Raw genomic sequence first — 25,736 nt, 5'->3', positions numbered from 1 at the left:
GCGCCCGTGTGCCGGGCGCGCATTGCGCCATGCAGACCATCATCACCACCGAGGATGCCGCCAGACACGGCCAACGGGAACCGCTATGGACGCTGTTCCGGGTCGTGCTCGGCCTGTCGTCGCTATCGTGGGGCGGCCTCGCGCTGATGGCGCAACTGGAACATCACTATGTCGAACGCGAGGGGCGCCTGTCGCGCGTCGCGTTCTCGGATCTGATCGCATTGGCGTGGATGGTGCCGGGGCCGGTGGGCTGCAACGTCGCCGTACAACTCGGCCATGCGCTGCGCGGACGATCCGGCGCGTGGGTCGCGGGCATCGCGAGCGTGCTGCCGTTCTTCACGCTGATGACGCTGTTCGCGATCTTCTACCGCACACCGCTCGTGCACGCGGTCGCGTCGCAAACACTGCTGCATCACTTCAGCGTCGTGCTCGCGACGCTGATCGCGGTCACCTGGTACAAGCAGACGCGCGCGCTCGTGCGCGGCAAGCTCGAATGGTGCGCGGCGGTGCTCGGCTGCATCGCGCTCTTCTATGCGCACAGCGCGGCCGCGTATGTGGTGATGCTCGGTGCGGCCTTCGGCGCCGGCTGGTTCGCGAGCCCGGAGCGCGACACGCGCCTGAACGTGTCGTTCGAACGCGGCGACTACCGGATACTGGCCGCGCTCGCCATACTGCTCGTGCTGTTCGCGTTGCCGCTGCCGCACCGCTATGAATTGGCGCTGTTGTGGCCGCGACTCGCGGGTGCCGGGATGACGCTGTTCGGCGGCGGCTTCTCCGCATTGCCGGTATTGAAGACGCTGTTCGTCACGCCGGCGGTCGGCGTATCGGACAACGACTTCACGCTCGCGTTCTCGCTGTCGCCGTTGTCGCCTGGACCGCTGTTGAATGTGGTGCCGTTCTTCGGCTATCTGGTGGACGGCTGGGCCGGCGCGCTGATCGCGACACTCGCGCTGTTCGTGCCGTCGGGCTGCCTCGTCGTGCTCGCGCAGCGGCATCTGCATCAGTTGAAGGCGAACCCGCGCTTCGAGCATGGCATGCGGATTCTGCGCGCGGTCACGACCGCGTTTCTCGCGGTCGCGGTGCTGCGCATTGGCGCGCATGTGCCGTTAGAGCCGATCTATCTGCTGACCGCGCTGTTCTCGGTCATGTGCTTCGCGAAGCTGAGGGTGCCGGTGTACGCGGTGTATGGGACGGTTGCTGTGGTGTGCGGAGTGTGGCTCGCCACGCACGGCGCGTCGTTCTGATTCGGTCTGGCATCGCGGGCGATAGATAGCCCGCAACGCAGCCCGCAACGCAGCCCGCAACGCCGCCGCAACGTTGATCGCGATCCTGCTTAGAACCCGCGCGACAGTACCGCGACGCCGATCGTCACGACGCCCAGCACGATATTGATCAACACCAGACGCCGGATCGTGCCGACCGCCCGCGCGCCATCGGGCCACTTCTGCGCCTGCACCGCGCGACGGATGCGCGGAAACACCGCGAAGCGGATATGCCCGAAGATCAGCATCATCATGATGCCGAGGCCGGCCATCGCGTGCAGAGGCCAGGTCGCGTGACCGCCGCCGAATTGCATCAGCAGGAAGCCGCCGCTGATCAGAATCACCAGCACCGAAACGCCGACCCAGTTGAAGAAGCGGCCGAACACCGACTCCCAAAGCGGCAAACGCAATTGCGGCGACAAATCGCCGAGCGCCGGACGCAGGCAAAAATGCGCGAATATCATGCCGCCGACCCACACCGCCACCCCGAGCAAATGCAGAAACAGCGCGATCTCAATAGCCTTGTTCATCTAGTTTTCCTCTCCCGACGACGCCACGCCGCTTGGCCAGTTGATTCGGCCCAGTTGATTTTCGACAGCGGCTACTGAGCGCATTCGACCGCGCGTGCTACATGCAGTTCCGGGCGCCGGTGCTAGTTGCGTGATTATTGTGTGGTTATCTTTTGCGATAAACGGCGTGCGTCTCGCATGCTGTCAGGCACACGCCGTTGTCCCGGGTCGACTTCGTCAACCGGGCATCACCGGGCGCATGCCGTCGAGCTTCAGCTTGCTCTCCGGCGAGCGTCCCTTACGCGCGCGTTTGCCGACATGCGGCGCGAGCGCTGCGCCGCTCAGTTTCTCTTCGTCGAGACGGCCGCCGCGGCGCGTGCCGATCAGCATCACACCGGCCGCGTTGATCGCGAGCGCCTGCACGAGAGACTCGTTGTCGTCGAGCGCCATCAGCGTGACGCCGCGTCCGCCGCCCGACAGCGTCTTCATCTCGTCGAGACCGAACACCAGCAGACGTCCGCCCGACGACAGACACGCGACCTGCCCGGCATCCGGCAGCATCGGCATCGGCGCGAGCGGCGTCGCGCCCGCGTCGATCGTCATGAACGACTTGCCGGCCTTCACGCGGCTCACCATATCGCCGACCTTCGCGATGAAGCCGAAGCCGTTGCTCGACGCGAGCAGCAGCGCCTGTTCCGCCGATGCCGCGTAGTAATGCATCAAATGGCTGCCCGACTCCAACTCGATCAGCGACGTGACCGGCACGCCGTCGCCGCGTCCGCCCGGCAGCATCGCGACCGCGACCGAATAGACGCGGCCGTTGCTGCCCCACGCGATCAGCGTATCCGGCGTGCGACACTGGAACGCCGCATAGAGCCCGTCGCCGGCCTTGAAGGTGAAGCCGGCGTTATCGAGCCCATGACCCTTCAGCGCGCGCACCCAGCCCTTTTGCGACACCACCACCGTCACAGGTTCGTCGACCACGCGCGCCTCGAACGTCGCGCGCTTTTCCTGCTGGATCAACGTGCGGCGCTCGTCGCCGTATTGCTTCGCGTCGGCTTCGATTTCCTTGATCAGCTGGCGTTTCATCGCCGATTCGTTGCCGAGCAGCTCTTCGAGCTTGGCCTTCTCGTCGCGCAACTCGGCCAGTTCCTTCTCGATCTTGATCTTTTCGAGCCGCGCCAACTGACGCAAACGGATTTCGAGAATGTCTTCGGCCTGCCGGTCGGACAGCCCGAACGCGGCCATCAGCGCGACCTTCGGTTCGTCCGATTCACGGATGATGCGGATCACTTCGTCGATATTCAGGAAGACGATCATCCGGCCTTCGAGAATATGGATCCGGTCGTCGACCTTCGACAGCCGATGCCGCGTGCGGCGCGTGACCGTCGCGAAGCGGAACGCGACCCACTCCTGCAGGACTTCGCTCAAGCCCTTCTGACGCGGCCGGCCATCGCCGCCGACCATCACCATGTTCAGCGGCGCGTTCGATTCGAGGCTCGTATGCGCGAGCAGCGTGTTGACGAACTCGGTCTGATCGATGCGGCTCGACTTCGGCTCGAACACGAGGCGCACCGGCGCGTCCTTGCCGGACTCGTCGCGCACCGCGTCGACGAGCGCGAGCAACGTCTGTTTGGTCTGCAATTGCTCGGGCGTCAGCGCCTTCTTGCCGAGCTTGATCTTCGGATTGGTCTGCTCTTCGATTTCCTCGAGCACCTTCTGCGCGGCCGTGTTCGGTGGCAGTTCGGTGATCACCAGTTGCCACTGGCCGCGCGCGAGGTCTTCGATCTTCCAGCGCGCGCGTACCTTCAGACTGCCGCGGCCGGTTTCGTACGCGGCGGCGATTTCCGCCTCGCTCGAAATGATCTGGCCGCCGCCCGGAAAGTCCGGACCCGGCACGTGCTGCATCAGTTCCGCGTGCGACAGCTTCGGGTTACGAATCAGCGCGACCGCCGCGCCCGCGACTTCGCGCAGATTGTGCGACGGAATTTCCGTCGCGAGACCGACCGCGATGCCCGATGCGCCGTTCAACAGCACGAACGGCAGACGCGCCGGCAGCACCTTCGGTTCCTCGAACGAGCCGTCGTAGTTCGGCATGAAGTCGACCGTGCCCTGGTCGATTTCAGCGAGCAGCAGCTTCGCGATCGGCGTCAGACGCGCTTCCGTGTAACGCATCGCCGCCGCGCCGTCGCCGTCGCGCGAGCCGAAGTTGCCCTGGCCGTCGATCAGCGGATAGCGCATCGAGAAGTCTTGCGCGAGACGCACGAGCGCGTCGTACGCGGACTGGTCGCCGTGCGGGTGGTACTTACCGAGCACGTCGCCGACCACGCGCGCCGACTTGACCGGCTTCGCGTTGTCGCCGAGGCCCATCTCGTTCATCGCGAACAGGATGCGGCGCTGCACCGGCTTCTGGCCGTCGCACACGTCCGGCAGCGCGCGGCCCTTGACCACGCTGACCGCGTATTCGAGGTACGCGCGCTCCGCGTAGTTGCCGAGCGTCAGAAAGTCGCCGTCCGGGGGAGGCGGCTCGTTGAAAAGGTCGAGAGTGTTATCGTCGTCCATCTAGATTCCGTATCCGTGTTTGGCTTGAAGTGCGGTATGCCGTATTGAGGCAGGACCGAGGCTGAGACCGAAGCGCCGCGCGCTCAGATATCCGCTTCCACTTCGTTGCCCTTCTCTTCGAGCCAGCTGCGGCGCGACGCCGCTTCGCCCTTGCCCATCAGCATCGTCATGCGCGCGACGGTCGCGTCGTAATCGAGCTCGCCGAGTGCAACCGGTTGCAAACGGCGCGTATCGGGATTCATCGTCGTGTCCCACAGTTGCTCGGCGCTCATTTCGCCGAGACCTTTGAAGCGGCTGATTGACCACTGGCTGTCGCGCACGCCATCCTTGCGCAACTTGTCGAGAATCGCTTCGAGTTCGCCTTCGTCGAGCGCGTAGAGCTTCTGCGCGGGCTTCTTGCCGCGCGCGGGCGCATCGACGCGAAAGAGGGGCGGACGCGCGACGCACACATGGCCGCGTTCGATCAATTGCGGGAAATGCTTGAAGAACAGCGTGAGCAGCAGCACCTGGATGTGCGAGCCGTCGACGTCCGCATCCGACAGGATGCAGATCTTGCCGTAGCGCAGATTCGACAGATCGACCTTGTCGTCGGGGTTGTGCGGATCGACGCCGATCGCCACCGAAATATCGTGTACTTCGTTGTTCGCAAACAGGCGATCACGCTCGGTTTCCCACGTGTTCAGCACCTTGCCGCGCAGCGGCAGGATCGCCTGATATTCCTTGTCGCGGCCCATCTTCGCGGAGCCGCCGGCCGAATCGCCCTCGACGAGGAACAGTTCGTTGCGGCCGATTTCCGTCGATTCGCAATCGGTCAGCTTGCCCGGCAACACCGCCACGCCGGAGCTCTTGCGCTTTTCGACTTTCTGCCCGGCGCGCGTACGCGCCTGCGCCTGCTTGATCACGAGGTCCGCGAGCTTCTTGCCGTGCTCGACGTGCTGGTTGAGCCACAATTCGAGCGCCGGCCGCGCGAACGACGACACCAGCTTCACCGCATCGCGGCTATTCAGCCGTTCCTTGATCTGCCCTTGGAACTGCGGATCGAGCACCTTCGCCGACAGCACGAACGACACGCGCGCGAACACGTCTTCGGCGAGCAGCTTGACGCCCTTCGGCTGCAGATTGTGCAGCTCGACGAAGCTCTTGACCGCCTGATAGAGCCCATCACGCAGACCCGATTCGTGCGTGCCGCCCGCGGGCGTCGGAATCAGGTTCACGTACGACTCGCGCGTAAGCGGGCCTTCCTCGCTCCACGCGACGACCCATGCGGCGCCCTCGCCCTCGGCAAACGTCTCCTCGTTCGAACGCGAGTTTTCCGCGTAGCGCTCGCCTTCGAACAGCGGAATCAGCAGGTCGCTGCCGTTCATGCCTTCGAGCAGATAGCCGCGCAGACCATCTTCGTACTTCCAGCTTTGCTGCTCGCCGGTCTTCTCGTTGATGAGCGTGACTTCGACGCCCGGCAGCAGCACCGCCTTCGAGCGCAACAGACGCTGCAGCTCGCCAAGCGGCAGATTCGGCGAATCGAAGTATTTCGGATCGGCCCACGCGGTCACGCGGGTGCCGGATTTCTTGTCGGCCTTCGTCGCCGCGCGCACCTGCAGCGGTTTCGCGACATCGCCGTGGGCAAAGCTCAGTTCGGCGACCTTGCCGTCGCGCCATACGGTGACGTCGAGCCGCGTGGACAGCGCGTTCGTGACCGACACGCCAACGCCGTGCAGGCCGCCCGAGAACGTGTACGCGCCGCCGGCGGCCTTGTCGAACTTGCCGCCCGCGTGCAGGCGCGTGAAAACGATTTCGACGACCGGCACACCCTCTTCCGGATGCATGCCGAACGGGATGCCGCGGCCGTCGTCGTCGACCGAGACCGAATGGTCCGCGTGCAGCGTGACCGTGATTTGCCGGCCGTAGCCGCCGAGGGCTTCGTCCGACGCGTTATCGATGACTTCCTGAATGATGTGCAGCGGATTCTCGGTGCGGGTGTACATGCCGGGCCGTTGCTTGACCGGCTCCAGACCCTTCAACACCTTGATCGACGCTTCGCTATACGCGGCGTTTGGCTTTTTCGTAGACATGATTGACTCGGTGCGTCGGTTCATCGTTGTCCACAGCTCCTGTGGACAGGTCCGTGGACAGGTCCGTGGACAATGCGTTGACTTTTCAAAAAAAGCGAAACGAAACAACAGGGTTACATGGGTGCCCGTGCTGCGGGCACGCTGTTTTGTCTTGCCGCTTCCCGCTCGCGCACCCGCCGGCCGGACATGGCCGCGGAGCCCACGAGGGAAGCCTATTCGCGGGGTATTGTACTGATTTCGATAACGGCGGCAATTGACGACGCGTGGGATTGGCCGACTGGACAAGGCGCGTCGGGCAGCGCCGCGCCCGGAAAGCCGGGCAATGGGCGAGCGACGCTCGCGGGAAAGCGGGACACGGTCCCGCTTTGTATGTCGATGGAGGCGCGGCGACGCTTCTCTTTGTGTTTCTGTTGTTGCCGCCGCGCAAACCGCGCCGTGCTGCGCGGATGCTGCGCGAATACCGCGCCGCCGGGTCGCCCCTTGATCACCCCTTACTTGCCGCGGTTTTCCAACTCGTCCCAGCGTTCCAGCGCGATCATCAGCTCTTCGTCGATCTCGGCATAACGCTCGGTCAGACGCGTGCCCTCGCGCGCATCCTTTGCGAACACCGAACCGTCTTCGAGTTGTGCACCGATCGCTTTCTGCTCGGTTTCGAGTTCGGCAATCCTCTTCGGCAGCGCTTCGAGCTCGCGCTGTTCCTTGAACGACAGCTTCGCCGTGCGCTGCGCATTGCGGCCCGTGGCGCTGTCCTTCTGCGCCGCTTCCTTCGCTGCTTCCTTGTTCGATTCTTTCTGCGCTTCGAGCGCAAGTTGCGCCGAGCGCTCGCGCTGGGTCTGCCAGTCCGTGAAGCCGCCGACATACTCGCGCCACTTGCCGCTGCCTTCCGACGCAAACACCGACGTCACGACGTTATCGAGAAACGCGCGGTCGTGGCTGACGAGCAGCACCGTGCCGTCGTAGTCGATCAACAGTTCTTCGAGCAGTTCGAGCGTCGGGATATCGAGGTCGTTGGTCGGCTCGTCGAGCACCAGCACGTTGGCCGGCCGCGCGAACAGACGCGCGAGCAGCAGCCGGTTGCGCTCGCCGCCCGACAGTGACTTGACCGGCGAACGCGCGCGCTCCGGCGCGAACAGGAAGTCGCCGAGATAGCTCATCACGTGCTTTTTCTGGCCGTTGATTTCGACCCATTCGCTGCCGGGGCTGATCGTATCGGCGAGGCTCTTTTCCAGGTCGAGCTGCGCGCGCATCTGATCGAAATAGGCGACCTGCAGGTTGGTGCCGACACGCACGTTGCCCTCGTCAGGCGCGAGTTCACCGAGGATCAGCTTCAGCAGCGTGGTCTTGCCCGCGCCGTTCGGCCCGATGAAGCCGATCTTGTCACCACGCATCACCGTGGCCGTGAAGTTGTCGACCACCGTGCGCGCGCCATAGCGCTTGGTCACGTCCGTCAGTTCCGCGACGATCTTGCCGGACTTCTCGCCCTGACCGACATCGAGCTTCACGTTGCCCTGCACGTTGCGACGCTCGGCGCGCTCGTTGCGCATCTGCACGAGCCGCGCAATGCGGCCGACGCTGCGCGTGCGGCGCGCCTCGACGCCCTTGCGAATCCACACTTCTTCCTGCGCGAGCAGCTTGTCGAACTTGTCGTTTTCGATCCGCTCGACTTCCAGTTGCTGCGCCTTGCGCGTCTGGTACGCGGAAAAGTTGCCCGGATACGACAGCAGCCGTCCACGATCGAGTTCGACGATGCGCGTCGCGACGCGGTCGAGAAACGCGCGATCGTGCGTGATGAACAGCAGACCCGCGCGCAGCGATACCAGCAGATCTTCGAGCCAGCGGATGCCGTCGAAATCGAGATGGTTAGTCGGCTCGTCGAGCAGCAACACGTCCGGCTGCACGACGAGCGCTCGCGCGAGCGCCGCGCGCTTTTGCATCCCGCCTGACAGCGAACCGATGCGCGCCTCGCCGTTCAGGCCGATCTGCTGCAGCGTGGTGGCGACGCGGGTGCTCCAGTTCCACGCGTCGGCCGCATCCAGCGACGACTGCAGCGTGTTCATCCGCGAGAGCAATGCATCGTGCTCCGCGCCTTCGGGCGTGTCGGCAAGCTGATGCGCGACCGCGTCGTACTCATCGAGCAGCGTGCGCGCGTGCGTCAGGCCGGCGGCGACCGCGTCGAACACGGTGTCGTCGGCGTCGAACTCGGGCTCCTGCGGCACATAGACGGTGCTCAGATGCTGCTGACGGGTGACGAGGCCGTCGTCGGGACGAGCCAGATCGGCGACGATCTTCAGCAGCGACGACTTGCCGGCGCCGTTGCGGCCGATCAGCCCGACGCGCTCGCCCGCTTCGAGCGAGAAATCCGCGTGGTCGAGCAACGCGACGTGACCGAAGGCCAGTTGGGCTCCGGTAATGGTGTAGAGCGACATGGGAATGAGAGAAGACAGCGATGAGCCGGAACTGCTTATTGTACCGGGCGCGCGGGGCGGTGCCTGGGGTGCTTGTGCGCTCGGGGAGGCTGCGTGGAGAGTTGCCTTTGGTGGTGAGGCGGCGTGCGGTGCGATGTGCGCGCGGAAGGGTTGCGCGCTCCGTCCGGGTCACCGATGAACTGCGTTAGCGCTGGATTAGTGCCGGCCCAGCAAAAAGCACACGCAACCCAGTCAAAGCGGGCGGACGATGTTCACGTCCGCCCGCTGTGTCAGAACCGCTTATTTCACTTCACGTGAACCGTGATCGTCTTGCTCATTTCCGGGCCATACGAGCGATGCGCGCCGTCGCCGAATTGCAGCGTCAGCGTGTGGTCGCCCGGCGGCAACGTCAGGTCGGTTTCGGTCTGGCCCTTGCCGAAGTGCAGCGACTTGTCGTTCGCGGGGATCACCTCGCCCTTCGGCAGCGGCTGGCCGTCGATCAGCAGATGATGGTGGCCGGTGCCCTCCGTCATCGTGCCGGCCGGTGCGATCTTCATGCCGTCGAGGCCGAACACCACATGCACCGGATTGCTGACGGTCGCGCCATCGGCCGGTTGCACGAACGACACGCCCGCGGCATGCGCCACGCCTGACATGGCGATCAGCCCAGCCATCGCAACTCCCGCCAACCACTTGTTTTTAAACATCGTTTTTCTCCTTCAGGAATGGAACCGGGCACGCGGCGGCGGCGTTCGCGGAAGGCCGACTACCGTGAGGCCTGCGAAACGCGCGGCGCACCGCTGTGATTAGATAGCTGCCGGCCAAGCTTACACACGGTTTGTGACGGGACCACCCTGCAAGCCTCGCGACGTTACGCACGCGGTGTGGCGGTGCCGCACCGGCCAGCGGAGGTCGATTTAACAAATTCCGGTAATATTGCGCGTCGCCGCGCCGCCTTAAAAGGGGTACGCAAGGCTCGTCGTTGGATTGAAGAGAGAGTGTGTCGTGAGTGAAGTTGTCGATGTGACTGAATACAAGAGCTGGGTCTGCCTGATTTGCGGCTGGATCTACAACGAAGAAGAAGGCCTGCCCGAGGAAGGTATCGCGCCGGGCACGCGCTTCGCCGCCATCCCGGAAGACTGGCGCTGTCCGCTTTGCGATGTGGGTAAGGCGGAGTTTGCGGTGGTGGAGTTCTGAGGCGTTTTTTGTTGCGATGGCTTGACGCGATGGGCACCGTTTAGTGCGCATCGCGCGGTAGCTCAGGTGGGTTTGTGCGGCCCGGCAGGCGATGTCTGCCGGGCCGTTTGCTTTGGAGGGCGGGAATGCCGCTCTCCTTTTGCCGGAGTGGGTTTGATATACTCTGCGCTCGCTGGCGAATCGGGACTCGGCGAGTCCTCGTGGATTTGTCCGGTTCGGTCCTCTCCCTGTAGTTCAATGGATAGAACAAGTGCCTCCTAAGCGCTAGATACAGGTTCGATTCCTGTCAGGGGGACCAACTACCTTCCCAGCATCTTCCAGGATTGTTCAGAAAGCCCCGTATGCCCTGCGCTGCGGGGCTTTTTTGATGCTGCCATTGCCTACGTCAGCCTCATATAACCTAGATTTTCGGGGGTATCGCCGAATACCCAAAAAGTTGATACTCCCAGTGCCACACCCAAACAGATCGCACCGCAAACTGAGCTTCAGGTCTGCTTTGGCACATACGAGCATCGTTGAATATCGTCGGCTTTATGCAGGTGAACGGTTCCGCCATTTTCGTCACCACCAGGTAAGGACCAACACAACAACCCGAATGAAAGAGGTTTCCGATGAGAACTCTTGCACCCCTGGTTTCCCTGATCCTTGTCATCGTCCCACTGTGGCGAATATGTACACGCGCAGGCTTTCACGGCGCCATGTCGCTGCTGGCAATCATCCCCCTACTCGGCCCGTTCATCATCGGGGCTGTCTTGTCGTTCGGCACGTGGCGAGCGCCGCGTCGAGGAGCCTGACTATGGGCACGTTCTCGATCTGGCATTGGTCGATCCTTAGCCTCGTGCTCCTGCTCAACCTGATTTACATCCCGGCAGTTCGCAAGGCCGGTTTTTCGGGCTGGTGGGTCGTGCTCTCCATCGTGCCCATCGTCGGGCTCGTTCTGCTTTGGATGTTCGCATTCGCGCGCTGGCCCGCTCAACCCGAGCGTTAGATACGGCGGGACGCTTCACTTATGCAGAAATTTCGGGGCCCCGCCAGCGGCTCGCCTACGGCCACGTTGCCTTCGCCGCGCGCTCATAGGCGGGTCTCCGCGACAAACGCTCCGCGTAGCGGACAAGAGATTCCGCCGGCTGTGCGATGCGCTGATTGAACAGGGCGATCGAAAGCAACGAGCCAAGCATCACATCGGCGGCGGAAAACTGTTCACCTAGCAACCAGGGGCCAACGCAAAGCGCGTCGTCCAGAACTTCCAGTACGCTGGACCGACTGCCCCAGCCGCGACCACTCGCAGCCAACTCATCGCCATCGTCCTCGAGATAAATCGCAGGCTCGAAAACCGCGGTGGAAAAGATCATCCAGCGCAGGTAGCTGCCTCGCTCCGCTGCATCCAATCGGGGTGCCAGATTGCCCAGACTGTAGCGATCCGCCAGATAAATGCAGATGGCCGGGTTCTCCGAAACGGTCACCGGACCGTCCGTCAGCGCGGGAACCTTGCCCATCGAATTGATTTGCAGATAGCTCGGCGATTTTTGAGCGCCTTTACGCAAGCTGACTGTCTTCACCCGGTACGGTAGCCCAAGTTCTTCGAGTAACCAGCGAGCGGTAAACGCTCTGCTTGCGGGCGCGAAGTAGAGCGTGATGTCAGACACGGCCACGAACCTGGTTTTTCCCACACGGCGCTATCCGGGGTACGCGCTCCACAGCGTCTCCCAAGATTGCCGAGAAAATCCCGCATGCATTGCGCTGCAGGCACTTCCTGAAAATACTGCCAACGGTCGATGCTGCCTTTACCATCGATGTGCTCTGAACGTCTCGAAACGCGAAACCGCGATGCATCCGATACGCGTCAGGTTTCGCGCCGCAGTTCCGATCACACGTGGCGAGCGGACAGCACAGTCGGGCGCATCCAACCCACCCACGCCCGTCCACCGCCACCCCGCCCCCACTCAACTCGGACGCTTCGGAATATCCAACCCCCGCGCCACCGCCGGACGCTCGACGAACGCAGCGAGCACCCGCTTCACATTCGGGAAGTTCTGAATCCCGACCAGTTCGCCCGCTTCGTAAAAGCCGACCAGATTGCGCACCCACGGGAAGATCGCGATATCGGCGATCGAATAGTGATCGCCCATCACCCATTTGCGTCCTTCGAGGCGTTGTTCCAGCACGCCGAGCAGCCGTTTCGATTCGGCGATGTAGCGATCGCGCGGGCGCTTGTCCTCGTATTCCTTGCCGGCGAATTTGTGGAAGAAGCCGACCTGGCCGAACATCGGGCCGATGCCGCCCATCTGGAACATCACCCACTGGATCGTTTCGTAGCGGCCGGCCGCATCCTGCGGCATCAACTGGCCGCTTTTGTCCGCGAGGTAGATCAGGATCGCGCCCGATTCGAACAGCGGCAGCGGTTTGCCGTCCGGGCCGTTCGGGTCGACGATCGCCGGAATCTTGTTGTTCGGGTTCAGCGACATGAACTCGGGCGACGTCTGGTCGTCGGCATCGAAACGCACCAGATGCGGTTCGTACGGCAAACCGGTTTCCTCGAGCATGATCGAGACTTTCACGCCGTTCGGCGTCGGCAGCGAGTACAGCTGAATCCGGTCCGGATGCGCGGCCGGCCATTTCTTCGTGATCGGGAAAGCGGAAAGATCGGTCATGGGTTCAGGTCGCCTTATGCGAGAGAAATTACGGGGCCGATCAATATAAACCGACTCGGCGCGACGCGTGCGGCGCCGCGCACGGCAAACGCAGGCGGCAGCAGGAAGCGAAAACGGGAGACACGACTGTGCGGCACAGACGCGATCCCACGCTGACCGTAGACGCAGCGCCGGAGCAACCACAACGTAAGCCCAAGCCGCCCCGCAAGCGCCCCTAACGAAGCATGCACTGACCGCGCGACTCATCGCGCGCTGTAATTCACATCCCGACGCCCGGGCTCACCACAAATCTTTAGTCGCCGTCCCCGCGCGTACGTCGAACCCCTGGCGCCACAGCGCCGCGCCGACCGCGACCAGCAGCGTTCTCTCCGAACCGTCAAGCAACTCCCACGCCGCCGCGAGCCAGCTGGCGAAGCTCGCGCAGGTGGTTTCGAGATCGGCGGGGGCCTTGCCTTCAAGGTACTGCCGTTCGAACATCGAAAGCATCTTTTCGGGTGTCATTGGCGCTACCTCCAGGGGAGATTGCGCCCAGTCTAAAGGCCGCGCATCGCGCGCGGAATGCCTTCGATCGCGATCACGGGGTTAGTCCCAGGCCGCCCGTCAAGCGAACGGTTGTAGCTGCCCAGACTGTGAGTACGCGATGCCGCGCCACGCATCGACAGATGCTGGCAACGGCTTCACCAATGCACACACACGTGCCCCTGAAACAGACGAGGCGCCGCGCAATCCGCGACGCCCCGTCCGCTACCGCAGGCTACCGAGCACCGCCTCACGGATGGTTACGCTTGGCGTTCTCTTTCGCCTGATCCTTGGCGTCCTCCTTCGCGTCGCCGTAGGCCTTCTGCACCTTGCCCGCGCCTTGCTGCAAATCGCCCTTCAATTCCTTCGCAGGATTATTCGTGGCCTTGCCAACTGCCTCGTTGACCTTGCCCTTGATCTGTTCGCCTACGCCCTTCACCTGGTCCTTATTCATGTTCGGCTCCCCAATCGTCATAAACAGCAATGCCGGCACGGTCTTGCGCCGGTATCGGGGATTCAGCAACGGGTATGCCCGGGGGTCGACCGACTCGCCGCTACGAACGGCTGCGGGCATCGGTGATGCGCCTACTACAGATCGCGAGAAAATTTCATGAAACGCCCTAAAGTCCCGCCGCGCGCTGCCGTCAATGCGCTTAGGGAGGGGCTATGGACCAAACGCCTGGTACGTTGTCGGGATCTTCGCAGGCCGCCTTGATCGATCGCGACATCGCGCACATCGGGCGCGTGATGTACGTGTCGTTGCGTGGCGATTTCGGCGGACCCATTCTGCCGGCCTCCTACTGGCGCAAACGCCTGACCACGCTGCTGGAAAGCGGCAATCTCAGTCCTGCGCAATTCGGCAAGGTCGACAGCCTGCTGCTGCAACTCGACCAGTTCGAGACGATGCCGCATCCCGAATGGGAACGGTACGCGCCGTCCGCCTCCGAGCCGGTGCCGCCAGCGAAGACCGATCGTCCGGTGCGCTCGGCCTGACGAGTCGTCACTCACGCTTTTCAGCCGCACCGGGTGCGGCCCACGCGGCCACGCGGGCCGCGCCAATCACACGCGCATGACCGGCCACGCCTCTGCCCCTGTCACGCGACCGCCCCCCGTCCGCCACGCCACGCTCCGCGTCACGCAAAAAAACGGCCGCGCACAGAGTCGCGGCCACAAACACACATCGCAACGCAGGGAACGTGCGTCACGCAACAAGCCTACATGGCGATCTGTGACAAGCATGTTTCGCCGCCCACCGACTGAAATAGGTGAGAAATTTCCTATCTTAAGTCGGCAAAAAGAGGGAAATGGGACAGCCTTAGGTCATAATGTCCGCAAAAATTCCCAGCAAGGACGCCACGTGACCCTCGCCGCCCCGCTCGACCTGCTCCGGCAGGCGCGCGCCCGCTTCACCCAACGCGAAATCGCCGCGCATGTCGGCAAGGACATCAAGACCGTACGTCGCTGGGAGAAAGGCGAGACGCCTTGCCCCGCGATGCTGGAGCCCGCGTTGCGCGATCTGCTGCAACGCCCGCGCGCGGCGAGCCCGGCGCACGGCACCGCGCGATTCCGCTTTATCGATCTGTTCGCGGGCATCGGCGGAATTCGGATGGGCTTCGAGGCGCAAGGCGGCGAGTGCGTGTTCACCAGCGAGTGGAACGAATTCTCGACGCGCACCTATCGCGAAAACTACGGCGAACGGTATCAGGCAGACGCAGCCGAGGAAGCCGACGCGGCTGACGGCGCGGCGGCCAGCGAACATACGTTAATCGGCGACATCGTCACCTTTCCCGCCGAAGACGTGCCGAGCCACGACGTGCTGCTCGGCGGCTTTCCGTGCCAGCCGTTCTCGATCGCCGGCGTCAGCAAGAAAAACGCGCTCGGGCGTCCGCACGGCTTCGAATGCACGACCCAGGGCACGCTCTTTTTCGACGTCGCGCGGATCATCGCCGCGAAGCGCCCCGCCGCGTTCCTGCTCGAAAACGTCAAAAACCTGCTGTCGCACGACAAAGGCCGCACCTTCGACGTGATCCTGCAAACGCTGCGCGACGAACTCGGCTACGAGGTGCATCACCGCGTGATCGATGGTCAGCATTTCACGCCGCAGCATCGCGAGCGCATCATCATCGTCGGCTTTCGCGGCAAGACGTCGTTCTCATGGGACGATCTGCGCCTGCCCGAGCACGGCCCGCGGCTCGGCTCGATCCTGCATCGCACGGACGGCAGCGAGCCGGTGCTGCCATGGGACCACGACCGCTTCTTCGATCACGCCACGCGCCGCATCCAGCCGAAGTACACGCTCACGCCGAAGCTTTGGGCCTATCTGCAGAACTACGCGGCCAAGCATCGCGCGGCGGGCAACGGCTTCGGTTTCGGCATGGCTTATCCGGACAGCGTCACGCGCACGCTGTCGGCGCGTTATCACAAGGACGGCTCCGAAATCCTCGTCTATCAAGGCGAGGAACTGCGCCCACGGCGGCTGACGCCGCGCGAATGCGCGCGCCTGATGGGCTTTCCCGACACCTTCCGGATTCCGGTCAGCGATACCCAGGCCTACCGGCAATTCGGCAACAGCGTCGTGATGCCGGTGATGCGCGAAGTGGCGCGCATCATGCTGCCGCATGTGCAAACCCTGCTCGCCAACCCGACCCGCCATGGTTCGAAACATTAATTGCCGCGCCATGCGTGAGCGCGCGCCAGCGGAGCGCTGACGATGGTCGATATCGTCGACAGCGCGACGCGCAGCCGGATGATGTCCGGCATTCGCGGCCGCAATACCAAGCCGGAGATCCTGATCCGCAGCCTGCTGCACCGCCAGGGCTTTCGCTTCCGGCTCGACGCGCGCGATCTGCCCGGCCGGCCCGACATCGTGCTGCCGCGCTATCGCGCGGTGGTGCTCGTGCATGGCTGTTTCTGGCACGGGCACGACTGTCATCTGTTCAAATGGCCGCAGACGCGCCCGGAGTTCTGGCGCGACAAGATCGGCCGCAATCGCAGCAACGACGACAAGGTGCGCGACGCGCTGCTCGCGAGCGGCTGGCGCGTCGCGGTCGTGTGGGAATGCGCCTTGCGGGGCGCAAATCGCGATATCGCGGGCGTGATCGAGCGGCTCGTTCAATGGCTGCAAAGCGACGTGCGCGAGTTCGAGGAACGCGCATAACGAGCAGCTCGAAACGGCGCTGAGCGCAGCTTCGCGAGCGGCTGGAACAGCATGCGCTTGACCTCGCTCATGCGAGTCGCGCGGCCGTGGTGATACACTCGAAAAGCTCGTTTGGAGCGCTTTCGACGCGTGCTATAGAGCGTTTTTCATGCGCTTTGTGTGCATCGGGTATGTGTTTGATATGCGCTTTCGGGTGTGCGTTTTTACGGCACGTTCGCGGGCCGTTCGCCTGCACGTCGGCGCGCTGTCCAAGACCCGCTCGCTCACCACGATATCGCGCGCTCCAACGACCCCAGAACCAATCAACAAGGGAGGCACATCATGGCTGACTTCCGTCTCTGGTCCGACGACTTTCCCACCAACGGCTTCATGCCGAAAGCGCACGAATACAACGACAAGGCGTTCGGCGTCGATGGCGAAAACATCTCGCCGTCGCTGCAATGGGAAGCCCCGCCCGCGGACACGCAAAGCTTCGCGCTGACCGTTCACGATCCCGACGCGCCGACCGGCAGCGGCTTCTGGCATTGGGTGGTCGTCAACATCCCGGCCGATGCCCGCTCGCTGGCGCGCAATGCCGGCAAGGCCGACGGTTCGCTGTTGCCGCAAGGCGCGATGCAGGTGTGCAACGACTACGGGACTGTCGGCTTCGGTGGCGCCGCGCCGCCGCGCGGCGATCGCACGCATCGCTATATCTTCCGGCTGCATGCGCTGAAGGTGCCGCATCTGTCGATCACCGCGGAGACCACCAACGCGGTCGCGCGCTTCATGACGCACCTGAACGAACTCGACTCGACAACCCACACGGGACTTTACGAGCTCAAATAACGCCGACGTCGCGGCGCCGGCGTAACGCAATCGCAACGCCGGCGCGAACCGCCACGCTTGCCACGAGCGGTCAGCGCTTCGCGCCCCGCTCTCGCGCGCAACCGTCCTACTACAAATCAAACAATCGATGCACGCACAATCCTCGCGCAAGGACGGCTCCGCGCCCTCCGCCACGCCTTCGTTCGAACGGGCAACCGAACCGGGCCTGCCGGTCCCGCAACGCTACTGGGCGATGCTCGTCATCGCGCTCGGACTCACGCTGTCGGTGCTCGACGGCGCGATCGCCAACGTCGCGCTGCCGACGATCGCCCGCAATCTGCAAGCCAGCGCGGCCGGCTCGATCTGGGTCGTCAATGCCTATCAGCTCGCGATCACCGTGACGATGCTGCCGCTCGCGTCGCTCGGCGACCGCATCGGCTACCGGCGCGTCTATCTATCCGGGCTGATCCTGTTTACGGTCGCGTCGTTTGGCTGCGCGCTGTCCACGTCGCTGCCGGCGCTCGCACTCGCCCGCGTGTTCCAGGGCTTCGGCGCGGCCGGCGCGATGAGCGTGAACACGGCGCTCGTGCGCATGATCTATCCGCCGGCGCGGCTCGGCCGCGGCATCGCGCTAAACGCGATGGTGGTCGCGGTGTCGTCGGCGGTCGGGCCGACCATCGCGGCGGGCGTACTCGCGATCGCATCGTGGCCGTGGCTGTTTGCGATCAACGTGCCGATCGGTCTCGTGACGTTCATCGTCGGCATCAAGGCGCTGCCGTTGAACGCCGGCCACGAATCGCCTTACGACTATCTGAGCGCGATCATGAACGCGTTCGTATTCGGCCTGCTGATTTTCGCGGTCGATGGGCTCGGTCACGGCGAGAACTTCGGCTATGTCACGCTCGAAGCAGGCGCGGCGCTGCTGATCGGCTATTTCTTCGTGCGCCGGCAGCTGACGCAGCCCGCGCCGCTACTGCCGATCGACCTGCTGCGCATACCGGTGTTCGCGCTGTCGATCGGTACCTCGGTCTGCTCGTTCTGCGCGCAGATGCTCGCGTTCGTCTCGTTGCCGTTCCTGCTGCAGGACACGCTCGGCATGTCGCAGGTCGAAACCGGTCTGTTGATGACGCCATGGCCCGCGATCATCATCATCGCGGCGCCGGTCGCGGGCGTGCTGGCGGACAAAGTGTCGTCGGGTTGGCTCGGCGGCGTCGGGCTCGCGACGATGGCGGTCGGCCTGCTGCTGCTCGCCACGCTCGGGCCGCATCCGGACGCGTTGCAGATTGCGTGGCGCATGGCGCTGTGCGGCGCGGGCTTCGGCATTTTCCAGTCGCCGAACAACCGCACGATTTTGTCGTCCGCGCCGCGCGAACGCAGCGGCGGCGCGAGCGGCATGCTCGGCACCGCGCGCCTGACCGGCCAGACGCTCGGCGCGGCACTGGTCGCGCTGATCTTCGGCGTCGCGCCGAAGAACGGGCCGATCATTACGCTGTATGTCGCAGCGGGATTCTCGGCGGTCGCGGCGGTCGTCAGCACGATGCGCGTGATGCAGAAGGCACCGACACCGGCTTGATGGGTTTGCGTTGATTCGCTGCGCCGGCTGCGTGCAGGCGTGCACGGTGAGATAGAAGGCATTCATGCGCCGCGCGCGCCACACCTTCGTACGCGCCGTAGAAGCCATATATGCAAAAGGGCGCGCATCACATTACGCGATGCGCGCCCTTCTTTCGAATACAACCTACGCTTGCTGCTGACGTCACGCTCACGGACGCCAGCAACAGCCCCCTCTACCTCCGCGCGCCGACGCTCAAGCTCATTCGCTCTTGCCTCTTCCGTGCCGCGCTAAACGCAAATCACGACGTGACTGGCATGCGCGCCGCCCGCCGCGAATCGCGCGGGCAACGCCCATCTCCTTACGACGACGATGCCGCCACGTCAGCGAGCTTTACCGCTTTGGCCGTCACCGAAGACGCGGTCGCAACATTGCGCAGATCGTCGAGCAGCGTATCGCGCCACACCGACAGGTTGTTTTCGCGCAGCGGCTTCATCATGTCCGCGTGACGCGCCTGGCGCTCGGCGAGCGGCATCGATAGCGCGCGCTCGAGCGCTTCGGCCATCTGCGACAGATCGAACGGATTGACGACCAGCGCGCCCGGCAACTGCTCGGCGGCACCGGCGAATTGCGACAGCACGAGCACGCCCGGATCGGCCGGATCCTGCGACGCGACGTATTCCTTCGCGACCAGATTCATGCCGTCGCGCAACGGCGTCACATAGCCGACCTGCGACTGCCGGAACAGCGCCATCAGCAGATTGCGTTCGTACTTGCGGTTCAGATACTGGATCGGCGTCCAGTCGAGTTGCGCGAAGCGGCCGTTGATACGCCCCGCTTCGCCTTCGAGCGTTTGCCGGATGCGCTGATAGGTCTGCACGTCGGCGCGCGTCGGCGGCGCGATCTGCACGAGCGACACGCGGCCGTGCCAGCCGGGCGCGTTCTGCAGCAGCCGCTCGAAGGCCTGGAAGCGCTCGACGAGGCCCTTCGAATAGTCGAGCCGGTCGACGCTCATGATCAGCTTGCGCCCGCGCATGCCGTCGCGCAGGCTCTTCACCGGCTTGCGGTCGGTGAATTGTTCGGCGGCCTTCGCAATCGCATCCGGATAGATACCGATCGGATACGCGCCTACCTTCAGGAAGCGGTTGAACGCGTGGACCATGCCGTCTTCGCTCGACGTGCCGTGATGGCCGCGCTCGATATAGTCGACGAACGACTGACGGTCGGCCTCGGTCTGGAAGCCGATCACGTCGTAGCTGCACATCGCCTTGACGAGTTCGTCGTGCGGCGGAATCGTGCGCAGCACCTCGGGAACCGGAAACGGAATGTGCAGGAAAAAGCCGATCGGATTTTTCACGCCGAGTTCGCGCAGCTCGCGCGCGAACGGCAGCAGATGGTAGTCGTGAACCCAGATGATGTCGTCGGGCTTCAGCAAATCCTTCAGCTGCTTCGCGAAAATCGTATTCACGCGCAGATAGCCCGCGTATTCCTCGCGATCGTAGCGCGACAGGTCGTTGCGGTAATGGAAGGTCGGCCACAGCGTCGTGTTCGAAAAACCGCGGTAATACTGGTCATAGTCGCGCTTGGTGAGGCCGACCGTCGCGTAGGTCACGTTGCCCTGCTTCTCGATCACGGGCGCGGATGGCTCGCCGACGGTTTCGCCGCTCCAGCCGAACCAGACGCCGCCGGTTTCCTTCAGCGCGTCCAGCACGCCGATCGCGAGTCCGCCCGCTGCCGGGCGCGCTTCCTGGATCGGTGCGACACGATTCGATACCACGATCAATCTGCTCATTGATGCTCCATTGTTTCGTTGTATGCGGATATGCGCCAAAGCGGTGCACGCAAGTCATGTGCCGATTTTCGAGATGCGAGGAAGAAAGTTGTATGCAAATGTGACGGACGAAGCCGAACCGCGCGACATCAACGGATCGCGAAGAAAATTTTTCTGCCTGTCGTCGGGAAAACGGAAACGTTTTTACCGTCTGTCAGGTCCGCGACGAGCGTGTCGCCGCGCGCTGGCGCCGTCAGGCGTCCTGTTCCGATCCCAGATCGCGCTGGTATTCGAGACCTTCCTGACGCACCCCGCCCTGGTTGTGTTCGCCGTCTGGCGGGGCATCCGGAGCAATCCGGTTCTGCGCGGCCGGGTCCGGCGACACCGCCGGCTCGGTCTTGCCGTCGTCCTGCCTGGGTCCGCGCTTCGCATGCCGCGCGGAACGTCGCAATGCGGGATGTCTCATGATCGATGCCTCCGGGGGAAGCCCGCCGCCTGCCGCGGCATCCATACAGTCTAGGGGGCGTAACGGTAATTTGCCGGTAAAAGATGCGCCGGGCTTGTAACAAGTACATAAATTCGCTGCGTTGCGTCGAAGGCTCGGCAAAGCGGCTAAAGGCAGTTGCAGTAGCGCATCCGGCGATGGCCGCCGCACGCGACTTCGGCATCTTCGGCGCGGCGCGTCAGCGCTGCATCATTGCATCACTGCAGCGGCATCGACCGGCGTTCGCCGGCCTGCGGGGTCTGGCTCGGCTGCGGAGGTGGATCGCCGATCGGCGGCGTCATCGGCGGGTCTGGATCGATCGGCTCGGGCGTCGGGCCGGGGACGGTGTCGGGCTCGCCGGGGCTCGGCGGCGCAATGGGGGGCGCCGTCGGAGGCTCGACCGGCTCGGGCCGGTGAGCGCGCTTCGGCGGGAACGGCGCGGGTGCGGCAGCGTATTGCGGCATGTCGATGACCTCGTTTTGCGTTCCATTGGAACGCAGCAAGGCATGTGCCGTTTGTGGTGGCTGCGCGGTGGGGCGAGTGATGCGGGGAGCGCGAGTGGTGCAAGTGGATCGGCGCGAATAGCGCGAGCACCGAGCGGATGACGCGAACGATCTGTAGCAGACTTTCGCGGCGGACTTGGAGAGCTGATTCGCGCGTGCCTGACAGCACGCACGAATCAACGCGAATCGATGCAAGCGAGCCGAATCAATCAGGCATCCGCGCCGCCGAGTGCGCGCGATTCGTCGGCGGCATCGCCATCTTCACGCGCATCGTTGCCATATTCGACGAGGCGGTTGTACAGCGTCTTCAGGCTGATGCCGAGAATTTCCGCCGCGCGCGTTTTCACGCCGCCGCATTGTTCGAGCGTCGCGAGAATCAGCTGACGATCCGCTTCGGCAAGCGACGTGCCGAACGGAATCGTGATCGCGGTGCCGGCCGACGGCTTCGACAACGTGATCTGCAACGGCACGGTCGCCGTGCTATCCGAATCCGCGCCCGACATGATGTGCGCGCGCTGCACGTAATTCTTTAGTTCGCGCACGTTGCCGGGCCATGGGTACGACAGCAGCATCTCCTTGACCGCGGCCGGGAAATGCTTCTTCGTGCCATGCCGTTCGTTGAGCTCGTCGAGGAACGCCTGCGCGAGCAGCTCGACGTCCTTGCCGCGCTCGCGCAGCGGCGGCAGGCTGATCGGAAACACGTTCAAGCGGTGATACAGATCGAGCCGCAGCTTGCCTTCGAGCACCGCCTGCTCCGGATCGCGATTGGTGGCCGCGATCAGACGCACGTCGGTTTCGATTTCCTTGGTCGTACCGACGCGCATGAACATGCCGGTTTCGAGTACGCGCAGCAGCTTCACCTGCAACTCGATCGGCATCTCGGTGATTTCATCGAGGAACAGCGTGCCGCCGTTCGCGCGCTCGAAATAGCCTTTGTGCTGCCGGTCCGCGCCGGTGAACGAGCCGCGCTCGTGGCCGAACATCTCCGATTCGATCAGGTTCGGCGAGATCGCGCCGCAGTTCACCGCGAGGAACGCATGCTTGCGACGCAGACTCAGCTCGTGCAGCGTCTGCGCGGCGACTTCCTTGCCGGTGCCCGATTCGCCGACCAGCATCACCGACGCCGCAGTCGGCGCGACCCGGCTGATCTGATCGTAGACCTCCTGCATGGCCGGCGAATTGCCGAGCATCAGGCCAAACCGCCCCATGCGGCGCAACTCGCCGCGCAACGTGCCGATCTCGGCCTTCAGGTCGCCGGCACGCGGCAGACGCGACAGGATCGCCTTCACGCGCTGCATGTTGATCGGTTTGACCAGGTAGTCGGCCGCACCCATCTTCAGCGCGCTGACCGCCGACTCCACCGTCGCGTGGCCGGTGATCACGATCACTTCCACGCCCGAACGTGGATCGAGATCTTCGAACAGATCGACCCCGCTGCCGTCGGGCAGCTTGAGATCGGTGAACACGACATCCGGCATCTGCCGGACCAGTTGAATCCGCGCTTCGCGCAGATCGCCCGCGGTGGCGGTGGTCAGCCCGTCTTCGCCGATGATGGCGGACAGCGCCTCGCGGGTACTTGCATCGTCATCGACAATCAGTACATGTGGCATCGCGTCTCAAAAGCCTGCAAGCGTGGGTGTGAAAAGAAGCGAAACATGCCAATACGCATGCCGCGAGGAAGGTCGGACGGTGGCGCACGGGAGTACGCCGCGGGTACGCCGACCCTTTATTTCATAAAAAATTGCAACAATTACACGAAAAACCGGGTGAAATTCGGACTCATTGTTGTGTATTTATCCATTATACGACTTTATTGCAATCGTTTAACCATGCTACCCAGGTGGGCCCCGCCAATATCTGACCCACAGCACGCGCACCGCCGATTCGGCGCGCTCCCGGCCGGGCGATGCGCACGGTGTGTCCCGGGTAGATCCCGGCGGGGCGTAAATCAGCCACGCGGAAACGGCCATGCGCGGCCCTCGCCATTCATCTGGCCCGAACCGTTCGTACTCTGCGTGGCCGGCGCCGCCGCTGCTACCTCCGCCGGGCGCGCGGCCGCCACTGCCCCGCCCTCGTTTTCCCAGCGGCTCAATTCGCGCGCCGGGGAAAACTGGCCGGTGCGTTTGTTCTGCACGTAGCGAACCGCCAGAAAGCCGCCGAGCGCCATCAATGCGCCGAAGATGCCAATTGTGGGTCGTGCCATCGTGAACTCCTTTTCGTGAGTCTGATGCGAAGAGTGCGAGTCGTCCGGGAAGCGCGGGCTATACACGCCGTGATGTGTCCCGTGATACGCCACGCGATGCGCCTCAATGCAGCTAATGCAAATCGCTCGCCATGTACCGGCTTGTGCGTGGCGCTAGCGCGCGATCAGCACGCCGAGCAGAAAGCCGCTGCCCGCCGCGATCGCGAGCGAGCGCCACGGGTTATGGCGCACGTAGCGCTCGGTGCCGACGGTCGCTTCGCGATAGCGGCGCTGTACGTTGCGTTGCGCGTCGCCGAGTGCCGATTGCAATGTCTCCACATGCGTACCGAGCCGGTCGCGCAACGCGTCGACGCTTTCGCCCGGCACGTTGGTCGCAAGCCGCAGCATTTCCTCCGAGTCCCTCAGCAGTACCCGGAGATCTTCGACGAGCTTCTGGCCGCCGAGTGCAAGTTGTTGCGTGGTGTCAGTCATTGTTCGCTCCTCGTCTGGTTCGGCGTTCGTGCGGACTTCGCGACATGCGTGTGCGATATGTACGCGTCACAGCGCGCGTCACAGCGCATCGTGCGCGCATTCGCTGCCGCGGATCTCGACACCGGTCGAAGACTCACACGAGTCGATAAGTCGGTCAATGCTGCAAGGCATATACCCGGTAAATTTGCCGTTCTAATACATCGCACCAAAGCATTTTCCGGAAGTTTCGACCGACTACGTATGCCGCTATGTCACACATTGCCGGTTCGATTGCCGGAAACGGCATCGAGGTGGTTAAATCGTTTTTTATGAGATAGTGGCTGTACGGTCTATCGCGTTCAAGGCCTGCGCTGCGCAATATCGAACTTCATTTGCACAGGACTTCCTTTATGCCGTCAATCGATCTGGACTCGCCCACCGTCTCCGCCGGCGGCAATACTTCGCCACAAGCGAAGCAGCGCGTCGCGGACGGTGTCGCGGGACTGAAATCGTACGGGCTGCTGTACGGCTCGTCGCCGGTGATGCTGGATCTGTACGACCAGATCGAACGCGTCGCCGATACCGACGCCACCGCGCTGATCATCGGCGAATCGGGCACCGGCAAGGAGCTGATCGCCCGCACGATTCACGAACGCAGCAGCCGCAAGAACGGCGCGTTCGTCGCCGTGAATTGCGGCGCGATTCCCGATGAACTGATCGAAGCCGAGTTGTTCGGTCATGAAAAAGGCAGCTTCACCGGCGCGGTCCAGGGCCGCATCGGCTACTTCGAACACGCGAACGGCGGCACGCTGTTTCTCGACGAAATCACCGAGATGGCACCGGTGCGCCAAGTCAAACTGCTGCGTGCGCTCGAAACCGGCACGTTCTATCGCGTCGGCGGCAACGAGCTGATTAGCGGCGACGTGCGCGTGATCGCCGCGACCAATCGCGACCCGGCAATCGCCGTGAAGGAAAACGGCTTACGCGAGGACCTGATGTACCGGCTCGCGGTTTTTCCGTTGCGCGCGCCGCCGCTGCGCGAACGCGAAAGCGACCGCGAACTGCTCGCGCAATACTTCCTCGCGCAATTGAATCAACAGGAAGGTACCAGCAAGAGCTTCAGCAAACGCTCGATCGAAACGCTGCGCGCGTGGTCGTGGCCGGGCAATGTACGCGAGCTGAAAAACGCCGTGTATCGCGCGTTCATTCTTGCGGAGAAGACCGTTGAATTGCCGCATCCGCATCTGACGTCGCGGGTCAAGAAAGCGGTCACTCAAGGGGACTCGATGAGTGTGTGGATCGGCACGCCGCTCGCCGATGCCCAGAAGCAGATCATTCTCGGCACGCTCAAGTACTGCGGCGGCGATAAACGGCGCGCGGCGAAAGCACTCGGCGTTAGTCTGAAGACGCTGTACAACCGGCTGAGCGCATACGGCGACGAAAGCGGAGAAGAAGAAGCGGAGCAATAAGATTCGTCTTAGTGCGAATGGCTCGCTACGGTTTTCGCATTTGATATTCGTGCCGCGTTTTCGCGGCATTTTTTGTTTATCGCGCTCGTCAGTGCTGTCAGTATTGCCGGCAATAAATACTCAATCGCAAAAAAGCGTGAGCTTTCGTCGGTCTTCCGATTACCTGGCA

The 25,736-nt window shown here is 63.5% G+C and carries 24 protein-coding genes and 1 tRNA gene; 10 read left to right on the top strand and 15 right to left on the bottom strand.

Going from position 1 to position 25,736, the window contains the following annotated elements; genetic code table 11:
- Positions 1 to 29 precede the first annotated feature (29 nt).
- Entirely contained in the window at positions 30 to 1,244 is a 1,215-nt protein-coding gene (locus L0U82_RS05245; RefSeq protein WP_233828962.1) for a chromate transporter, read from the top strand.
- An 89-nt stretch (positions 1,245 to 1,333) separates the two neighbouring features.
- Here L0U82_RS05245 and L0U82_RS05240 read toward each other — a convergent pair whose 3' ends face one another.
- The 5 genes from L0U82_RS05240 to L0U82_RS05220 form a co-directional block, all read right to left on the bottom strand.
- Positions 1,334 to 1,792 (bottom strand): CopD family protein, encoded by a 459-nt coding sequence (locus tag L0U82_RS05240; RefSeq protein WP_233828960.1) that lies wholly within the window; start codon positions 1,790 to 1,792, stop codon positions 1,334 to 1,336.
- Between the two features lie 216 nt (positions 1,793 to 2,008).
- The gene (gene parC, locus L0U82_RS05235) at positions 2,009 to 4,333 is read right to left on the bottom strand and encodes a DNA topoisomerase IV subunit A (protein ID WP_233828958.1); all 2,325 of its coding nucleotides are present in this window, start codon (positions 4,331 to 4,333) and stop codon (positions 2,009 to 2,011) included.
- 83 nt (positions 4,334 to 4,416) lie between these two features.
- A complete protein-coding gene (locus tag L0U82_RS05230; RefSeq protein ID WP_233828957.1) occupies positions 4,417 to 6,402 on the bottom strand; it encodes a DNA topoisomerase IV subunit B in 1,986 nt (661 codons plus the stop codon).
- A gap of 491 nt (positions 6,403 to 6,893) precedes the next feature.
- Complete coding sequence (locus L0U82_RS05225; protein ID WP_233828956.1) at positions 6,894 to 8,828, bottom strand: ATP-binding cassette domain-containing protein; 1,935 nt, start codon at positions 8,826 to 8,828, stop codon at positions 6,894 to 6,896.
- 284 nt (positions 8,829 to 9,112) lie between these two features.
- Positions 9,113 to 9,514: a DUF4399 domain-containing protein gene (locus L0U82_RS05220; RefSeq protein WP_233828955.1), complete on the bottom strand. Its 402-nt coding sequence runs from the start codon at positions 9,512 to 9,514 to the stop codon at positions 9,113 to 9,115.
- 298 nt (positions 9,515 to 9,812) lie between these two features.
- Between L0U82_RS05220 and L0U82_RS05215 the strand changes: the two genes are divergently transcribed.
- From L0U82_RS05215 to L0U82_RS05205, 3 genes are all read left to right on the top strand, one after another.
- Positions 9,813 to 10,004 (top strand): rubredoxin, encoded by a 192-nt coding sequence (locus L0U82_RS05215; RefSeq protein ID WP_233828954.1) that lies wholly within the window; start codon positions 9,813 to 9,815, stop codon positions 10,002 to 10,004.
- Between the two features lie 223 nt (positions 10,005 to 10,227).
- Positions 10,228 to 10,302, top strand: a tRNA-Arg gene (locus tag L0U82_RS05210).
- Positions 10,303 to 10,800: 498 nt separating this feature from the next.
- Positions 10,801 to 10,992: a hypothetical protein gene (locus L0U82_RS05205; RefSeq protein ID WP_233828953.1), complete on the top strand. Its 192-nt coding sequence runs from the start codon at positions 10,801 to 10,803 to the stop codon at positions 10,990 to 10,992.
- Between the two features lie 55 nt (positions 10,993 to 11,047).
- On the opposite strand, the gene L0U82_RS05200 is transcribed toward L0U82_RS05205, so the two are convergent.
- From L0U82_RS05200 to L0U82_RS05185, 4 genes are all read right to left on the bottom strand, one after another.
- Entirely contained in the window at positions 11,048 to 11,650 is a 603-nt protein-coding gene (locus tag L0U82_RS05200) for a glutathione S-transferase family protein (protein ID WP_233828952.1), read from the bottom strand.
- 297 nt (positions 11,651 to 11,947) lie between these two features.
- Positions 11,948 to 12,655, bottom strand: coding sequence for a glutathione binding-like protein (locus L0U82_RS05195; RefSeq protein ID WP_233828950.1), 708 nt, complete (start codon positions 12,653 to 12,655; stop codon positions 11,948 to 11,950).
- A 279-nt stretch (positions 12,656 to 12,934) separates the two neighbouring features.
- On the bottom strand, positions 12,935 to 13,156 hold the full coding sequence (locus tag L0U82_RS05190) for a hypothetical protein (protein ID WP_233828948.1): 222 nt from the start codon (positions 13,154 to 13,156) through the stop codon (positions 12,935 to 12,937).
- A gap of 268 nt (positions 13,157 to 13,424) precedes the next feature.
- Positions 13,425 to 13,628, bottom strand: a complete 204-nt coding sequence (locus tag L0U82_RS05185) for a CsbD family protein (RefSeq protein ID WP_233833135.1) — start codon at positions 13,626 to 13,628, stop codon at positions 13,425 to 13,427.
- Between the two features lie 212 nt (positions 13,629 to 13,840).
- Here L0U82_RS05185 and L0U82_RS05180 point away from each other — a divergent pair, with 212 nt between their 5' ends.
- From L0U82_RS05180 to L0U82_RS05160, 5 genes are all read left to right on the top strand, one after another.
- On the top strand, positions 13,841 to 14,167 hold the full coding sequence (locus tag L0U82_RS05180; protein ID WP_233828946.1) for a hypothetical protein: 327 nt from the start codon (positions 13,841 to 13,843) through the stop codon (positions 14,165 to 14,167).
- A gap of 364 nt (positions 14,168 to 14,531) precedes the next feature.
- Positions 14,532 to 15,842: a DNA (cytosine-5-)-methyltransferase gene (gene dcm / locus L0U82_RS05175; RefSeq protein ID WP_233828944.1), complete on the top strand. Its 1,311-nt coding sequence runs from the start codon at positions 14,532 to 14,534 to the stop codon at positions 15,840 to 15,842.
- Positions 15,843 to 15,884: 42 nt separating this feature from the next.
- Positions 15,885 to 16,331, top strand: coding sequence for a very short patch repair endonuclease (locus L0U82_RS05170; protein ID WP_233828943.1), 447 nt, complete (start codon positions 15,885 to 15,887; stop codon positions 16,329 to 16,331).
- A 321-nt stretch (positions 16,332 to 16,652) separates the two neighbouring features.
- Positions 16,653 to 17,156: a YbhB/YbcL family Raf kinase inhibitor-like protein gene (locus L0U82_RS05165; RefSeq protein ID WP_233828942.1), complete on the top strand. Its 504-nt coding sequence runs from the start codon at positions 16,653 to 16,655 to the stop codon at positions 17,154 to 17,156.
- Positions 17,157 to 17,283: 127 nt separating this feature from the next.
- Complete coding sequence (locus tag L0U82_RS05160; protein ID WP_233828941.1) at positions 17,284 to 18,708, top strand: MFS transporter; 1,425 nt, start codon at positions 17,284 to 17,286, stop codon at positions 18,706 to 18,708.
- A 340-nt stretch (positions 18,709 to 19,048) separates the two neighbouring features.
- Here L0U82_RS05160 and otsA read toward each other — a convergent pair whose 3' ends face one another.
- The 6 genes from otsA to L0U82_RS05130 all read right to left on the bottom strand — a co-directional run bounded on the left by otsA (position 19,049) and on the right by L0U82_RS05130 (position 24,119).
- Complete coding sequence (otsA, locus tag L0U82_RS05155) at positions 19,049 to 20,479, bottom strand: alpha,alpha-trehalose-phosphate synthase (UDP-forming) (RefSeq protein ID WP_233828940.1); 1,431 nt, start codon at positions 20,477 to 20,479, stop codon at positions 19,049 to 19,051.
- Between the two features lie 232 nt (positions 20,480 to 20,711).
- Positions 20,712 to 20,924, bottom strand: a complete 213-nt coding sequence (locus tag L0U82_RS05150) for a hypothetical protein (protein WP_233828939.1) — start codon at positions 20,922 to 20,924, stop codon at positions 20,712 to 20,714.
- Positions 20,925 to 21,160: 236 nt separating this feature from the next.
- A complete protein-coding gene (locus tag L0U82_RS05145; RefSeq protein ID WP_233833133.1) occupies positions 21,161 to 21,406 on the bottom strand; it encodes a hypothetical protein in 246 nt (81 codons plus the stop codon).
- Between the two features lie 248 nt (positions 21,407 to 21,654).
- The gene (locus L0U82_RS05140; protein WP_233828938.1) at positions 21,655 to 23,055 is read right to left on the bottom strand and encodes a sigma-54-dependent transcriptional regulator; all 1,401 of its coding nucleotides are present in this window, start codon (positions 23,053 to 23,055) and stop codon (positions 21,655 to 21,657) included.
- Positions 23,056 to 23,393: 338 nt separating this feature from the next.
- Entirely contained in the window at positions 23,394 to 23,648 is a 255-nt protein-coding gene (locus tag L0U82_RS05135) for a hypothetical protein (protein WP_233828937.1), read from the bottom strand.
- 153 nt (positions 23,649 to 23,801) lie between these two features.
- The gene (locus L0U82_RS05130) at positions 23,802 to 24,119 is read right to left on the bottom strand and encodes a DUF883 family protein (RefSeq protein ID WP_233828936.1); all 318 of its coding nucleotides are present in this window, start codon (positions 24,117 to 24,119) and stop codon (positions 23,802 to 23,804) included.
- A gap of 389 nt (positions 24,120 to 24,508) precedes the next feature.
- Here L0U82_RS05130 and L0U82_RS05125 point away from each other — a divergent pair, with 389 nt between their 5' ends.
- The gene (locus L0U82_RS05125) at positions 24,509 to 25,567 is read left to right on the top strand and encodes a sigma-54 interaction domain-containing protein (RefSeq protein ID WP_233828935.1); all 1,059 of its coding nucleotides are present in this window, start codon (positions 24,509 to 24,511) and stop codon (positions 25,565 to 25,567) included.
- Positions 25,568 to 25,736: the final 169 nt, after the last annotated feature.

Source organism: Paraburkholderia sp. ZP32-5, assembly GCF_021390495.1.
Classification (GTDB): Bacteria; Pseudomonadota; Gammaproteobacteria; order Burkholderiales; family Burkholderiaceae; genus Paraburkholderia.
This window is presented reverse-complemented; position numbering and strand designations above follow the sequence as displayed.

Coding starts and splice junctions, on each gene's coding strand:
- L0U82_RS05245 (WP_233828962.1), top strand. CDS start 30: ATGCAGACCATCATCACCACCGAGGATGCCGCCAGACACGGCCAACGG.
- L0U82_RS05240 (WP_233828960.1), bottom strand. CDS start 1,792: ATGAACAAGGCTATTGAGATCGCGCTGTTTCTGCATTTGCTCGGGGTG.
- parC (WP_233828958.1), bottom strand. CDS start 4,333: ATGGACGACGATAACACTCTCGACCTTTTCAACGAGCCGCCTCCCCCG.
- L0U82_RS05230 (WP_233828957.1), bottom strand. CDS start 6,402: ATGTCTACGAAAAAGCCAAACGCCGCGTATAGCGAAGCGTCGATCAAG.
- L0U82_RS05225 (WP_233828956.1), bottom strand. CDS start 8,828: ATGTCGCTCTACACCATTACCGGAGCCCAACTGGCCTTCGGTCACGTC.
- L0U82_RS05220 (WP_233828955.1), bottom strand. CDS start 9,514: ATGTTTAAAAACAAGTGGTTGGCGGGAGTTGCGATGGCTGGGCTGATC.
- L0U82_RS05205 (WP_233828953.1), top strand. CDS start 10,801: ATGGGCACGTTCTCGATCTGGCATTGGTCGATCCTTAGCCTCGTGCTC.
- L0U82_RS05195 (WP_233828950.1), bottom strand. CDS start 12,655: ATGACCGATCTTTCCGCTTTCCCGATCACGAAGAAATGGCCGGCCGCG.
- L0U82_RS05190 (WP_233828948.1), bottom strand. CDS start 13,156: ATGACACCCGAAAAGATGCTTTCGATGTTCGAACGGCAGTACCTTGAA.
- L0U82_RS05185 (WP_233833135.1), bottom strand. CDS start 13,628: ATGAATAAGGACCAGGTGAAGGGCGTAGGCGAACAGATCAAGGGCAAG.
- L0U82_RS05180 (WP_233828946.1), top strand. CDS start 13,841: ATGGACCAAACGCCTGGTACGTTGTCGGGATCTTCGCAGGCCGCCTTG.
- L0U82_RS05170 (WP_233828943.1), top strand. CDS start 15,885: ATGGTCGATATCGTCGACAGCGCGACGCGCAGCCGGATGATGTCCGGC.
- L0U82_RS05165 (WP_233828942.1), top strand. CDS start 16,653: ATGGCTGACTTCCGTCTCTGGTCCGACGACTTTCCCACCAACGGCTTC.
- L0U82_RS05160 (WP_233828941.1), top strand. CDS start 17,284: ATGCACGCACAATCCTCGCGCAAGGACGGCTCCGCGCCCTCCGCCACG.
- otsA (WP_233828940.1), bottom strand. CDS start 20,479: ATGAGCAGATTGATCGTGGTATCGAATCGTGTCGCACCGATCCAGGAA.
- L0U82_RS05150 (WP_233828939.1), bottom strand. CDS start 20,924: ATGAGACATCCCGCATTGCGACGTTCCGCGCGGCATGCGAAGCGCGGA.
- L0U82_RS05145 (WP_233833133.1), bottom strand. CDS start 21,406: ATGCCGCAATACGCTGCCGCACCCGCGCCGTTCCCGCCGAAGCGCGCT.
- L0U82_RS05140 (WP_233828938.1), bottom strand. CDS start 23,055: ATGCCACATGTACTGATTGTCGATGACGATGCAAGTACCCGCGAGGCG.
- L0U82_RS05135 (WP_233828937.1), bottom strand. CDS start 23,648: ATGGCACGACCCACAATTGGCATCTTCGGCGCATTGATGGCGCTCGGC.
- L0U82_RS05130 (WP_233828936.1), bottom strand. CDS start 24,119: ATGACTGACACCACGCAACAACTTGCACTCGGCGGCCAGAAGCTCGTC.
- L0U82_RS05125 (WP_233828935.1), top strand. CDS start 24,509: ATGCCGTCAATCGATCTGGACTCGCCCACCGTCTCCGCCGGCGGCAAT.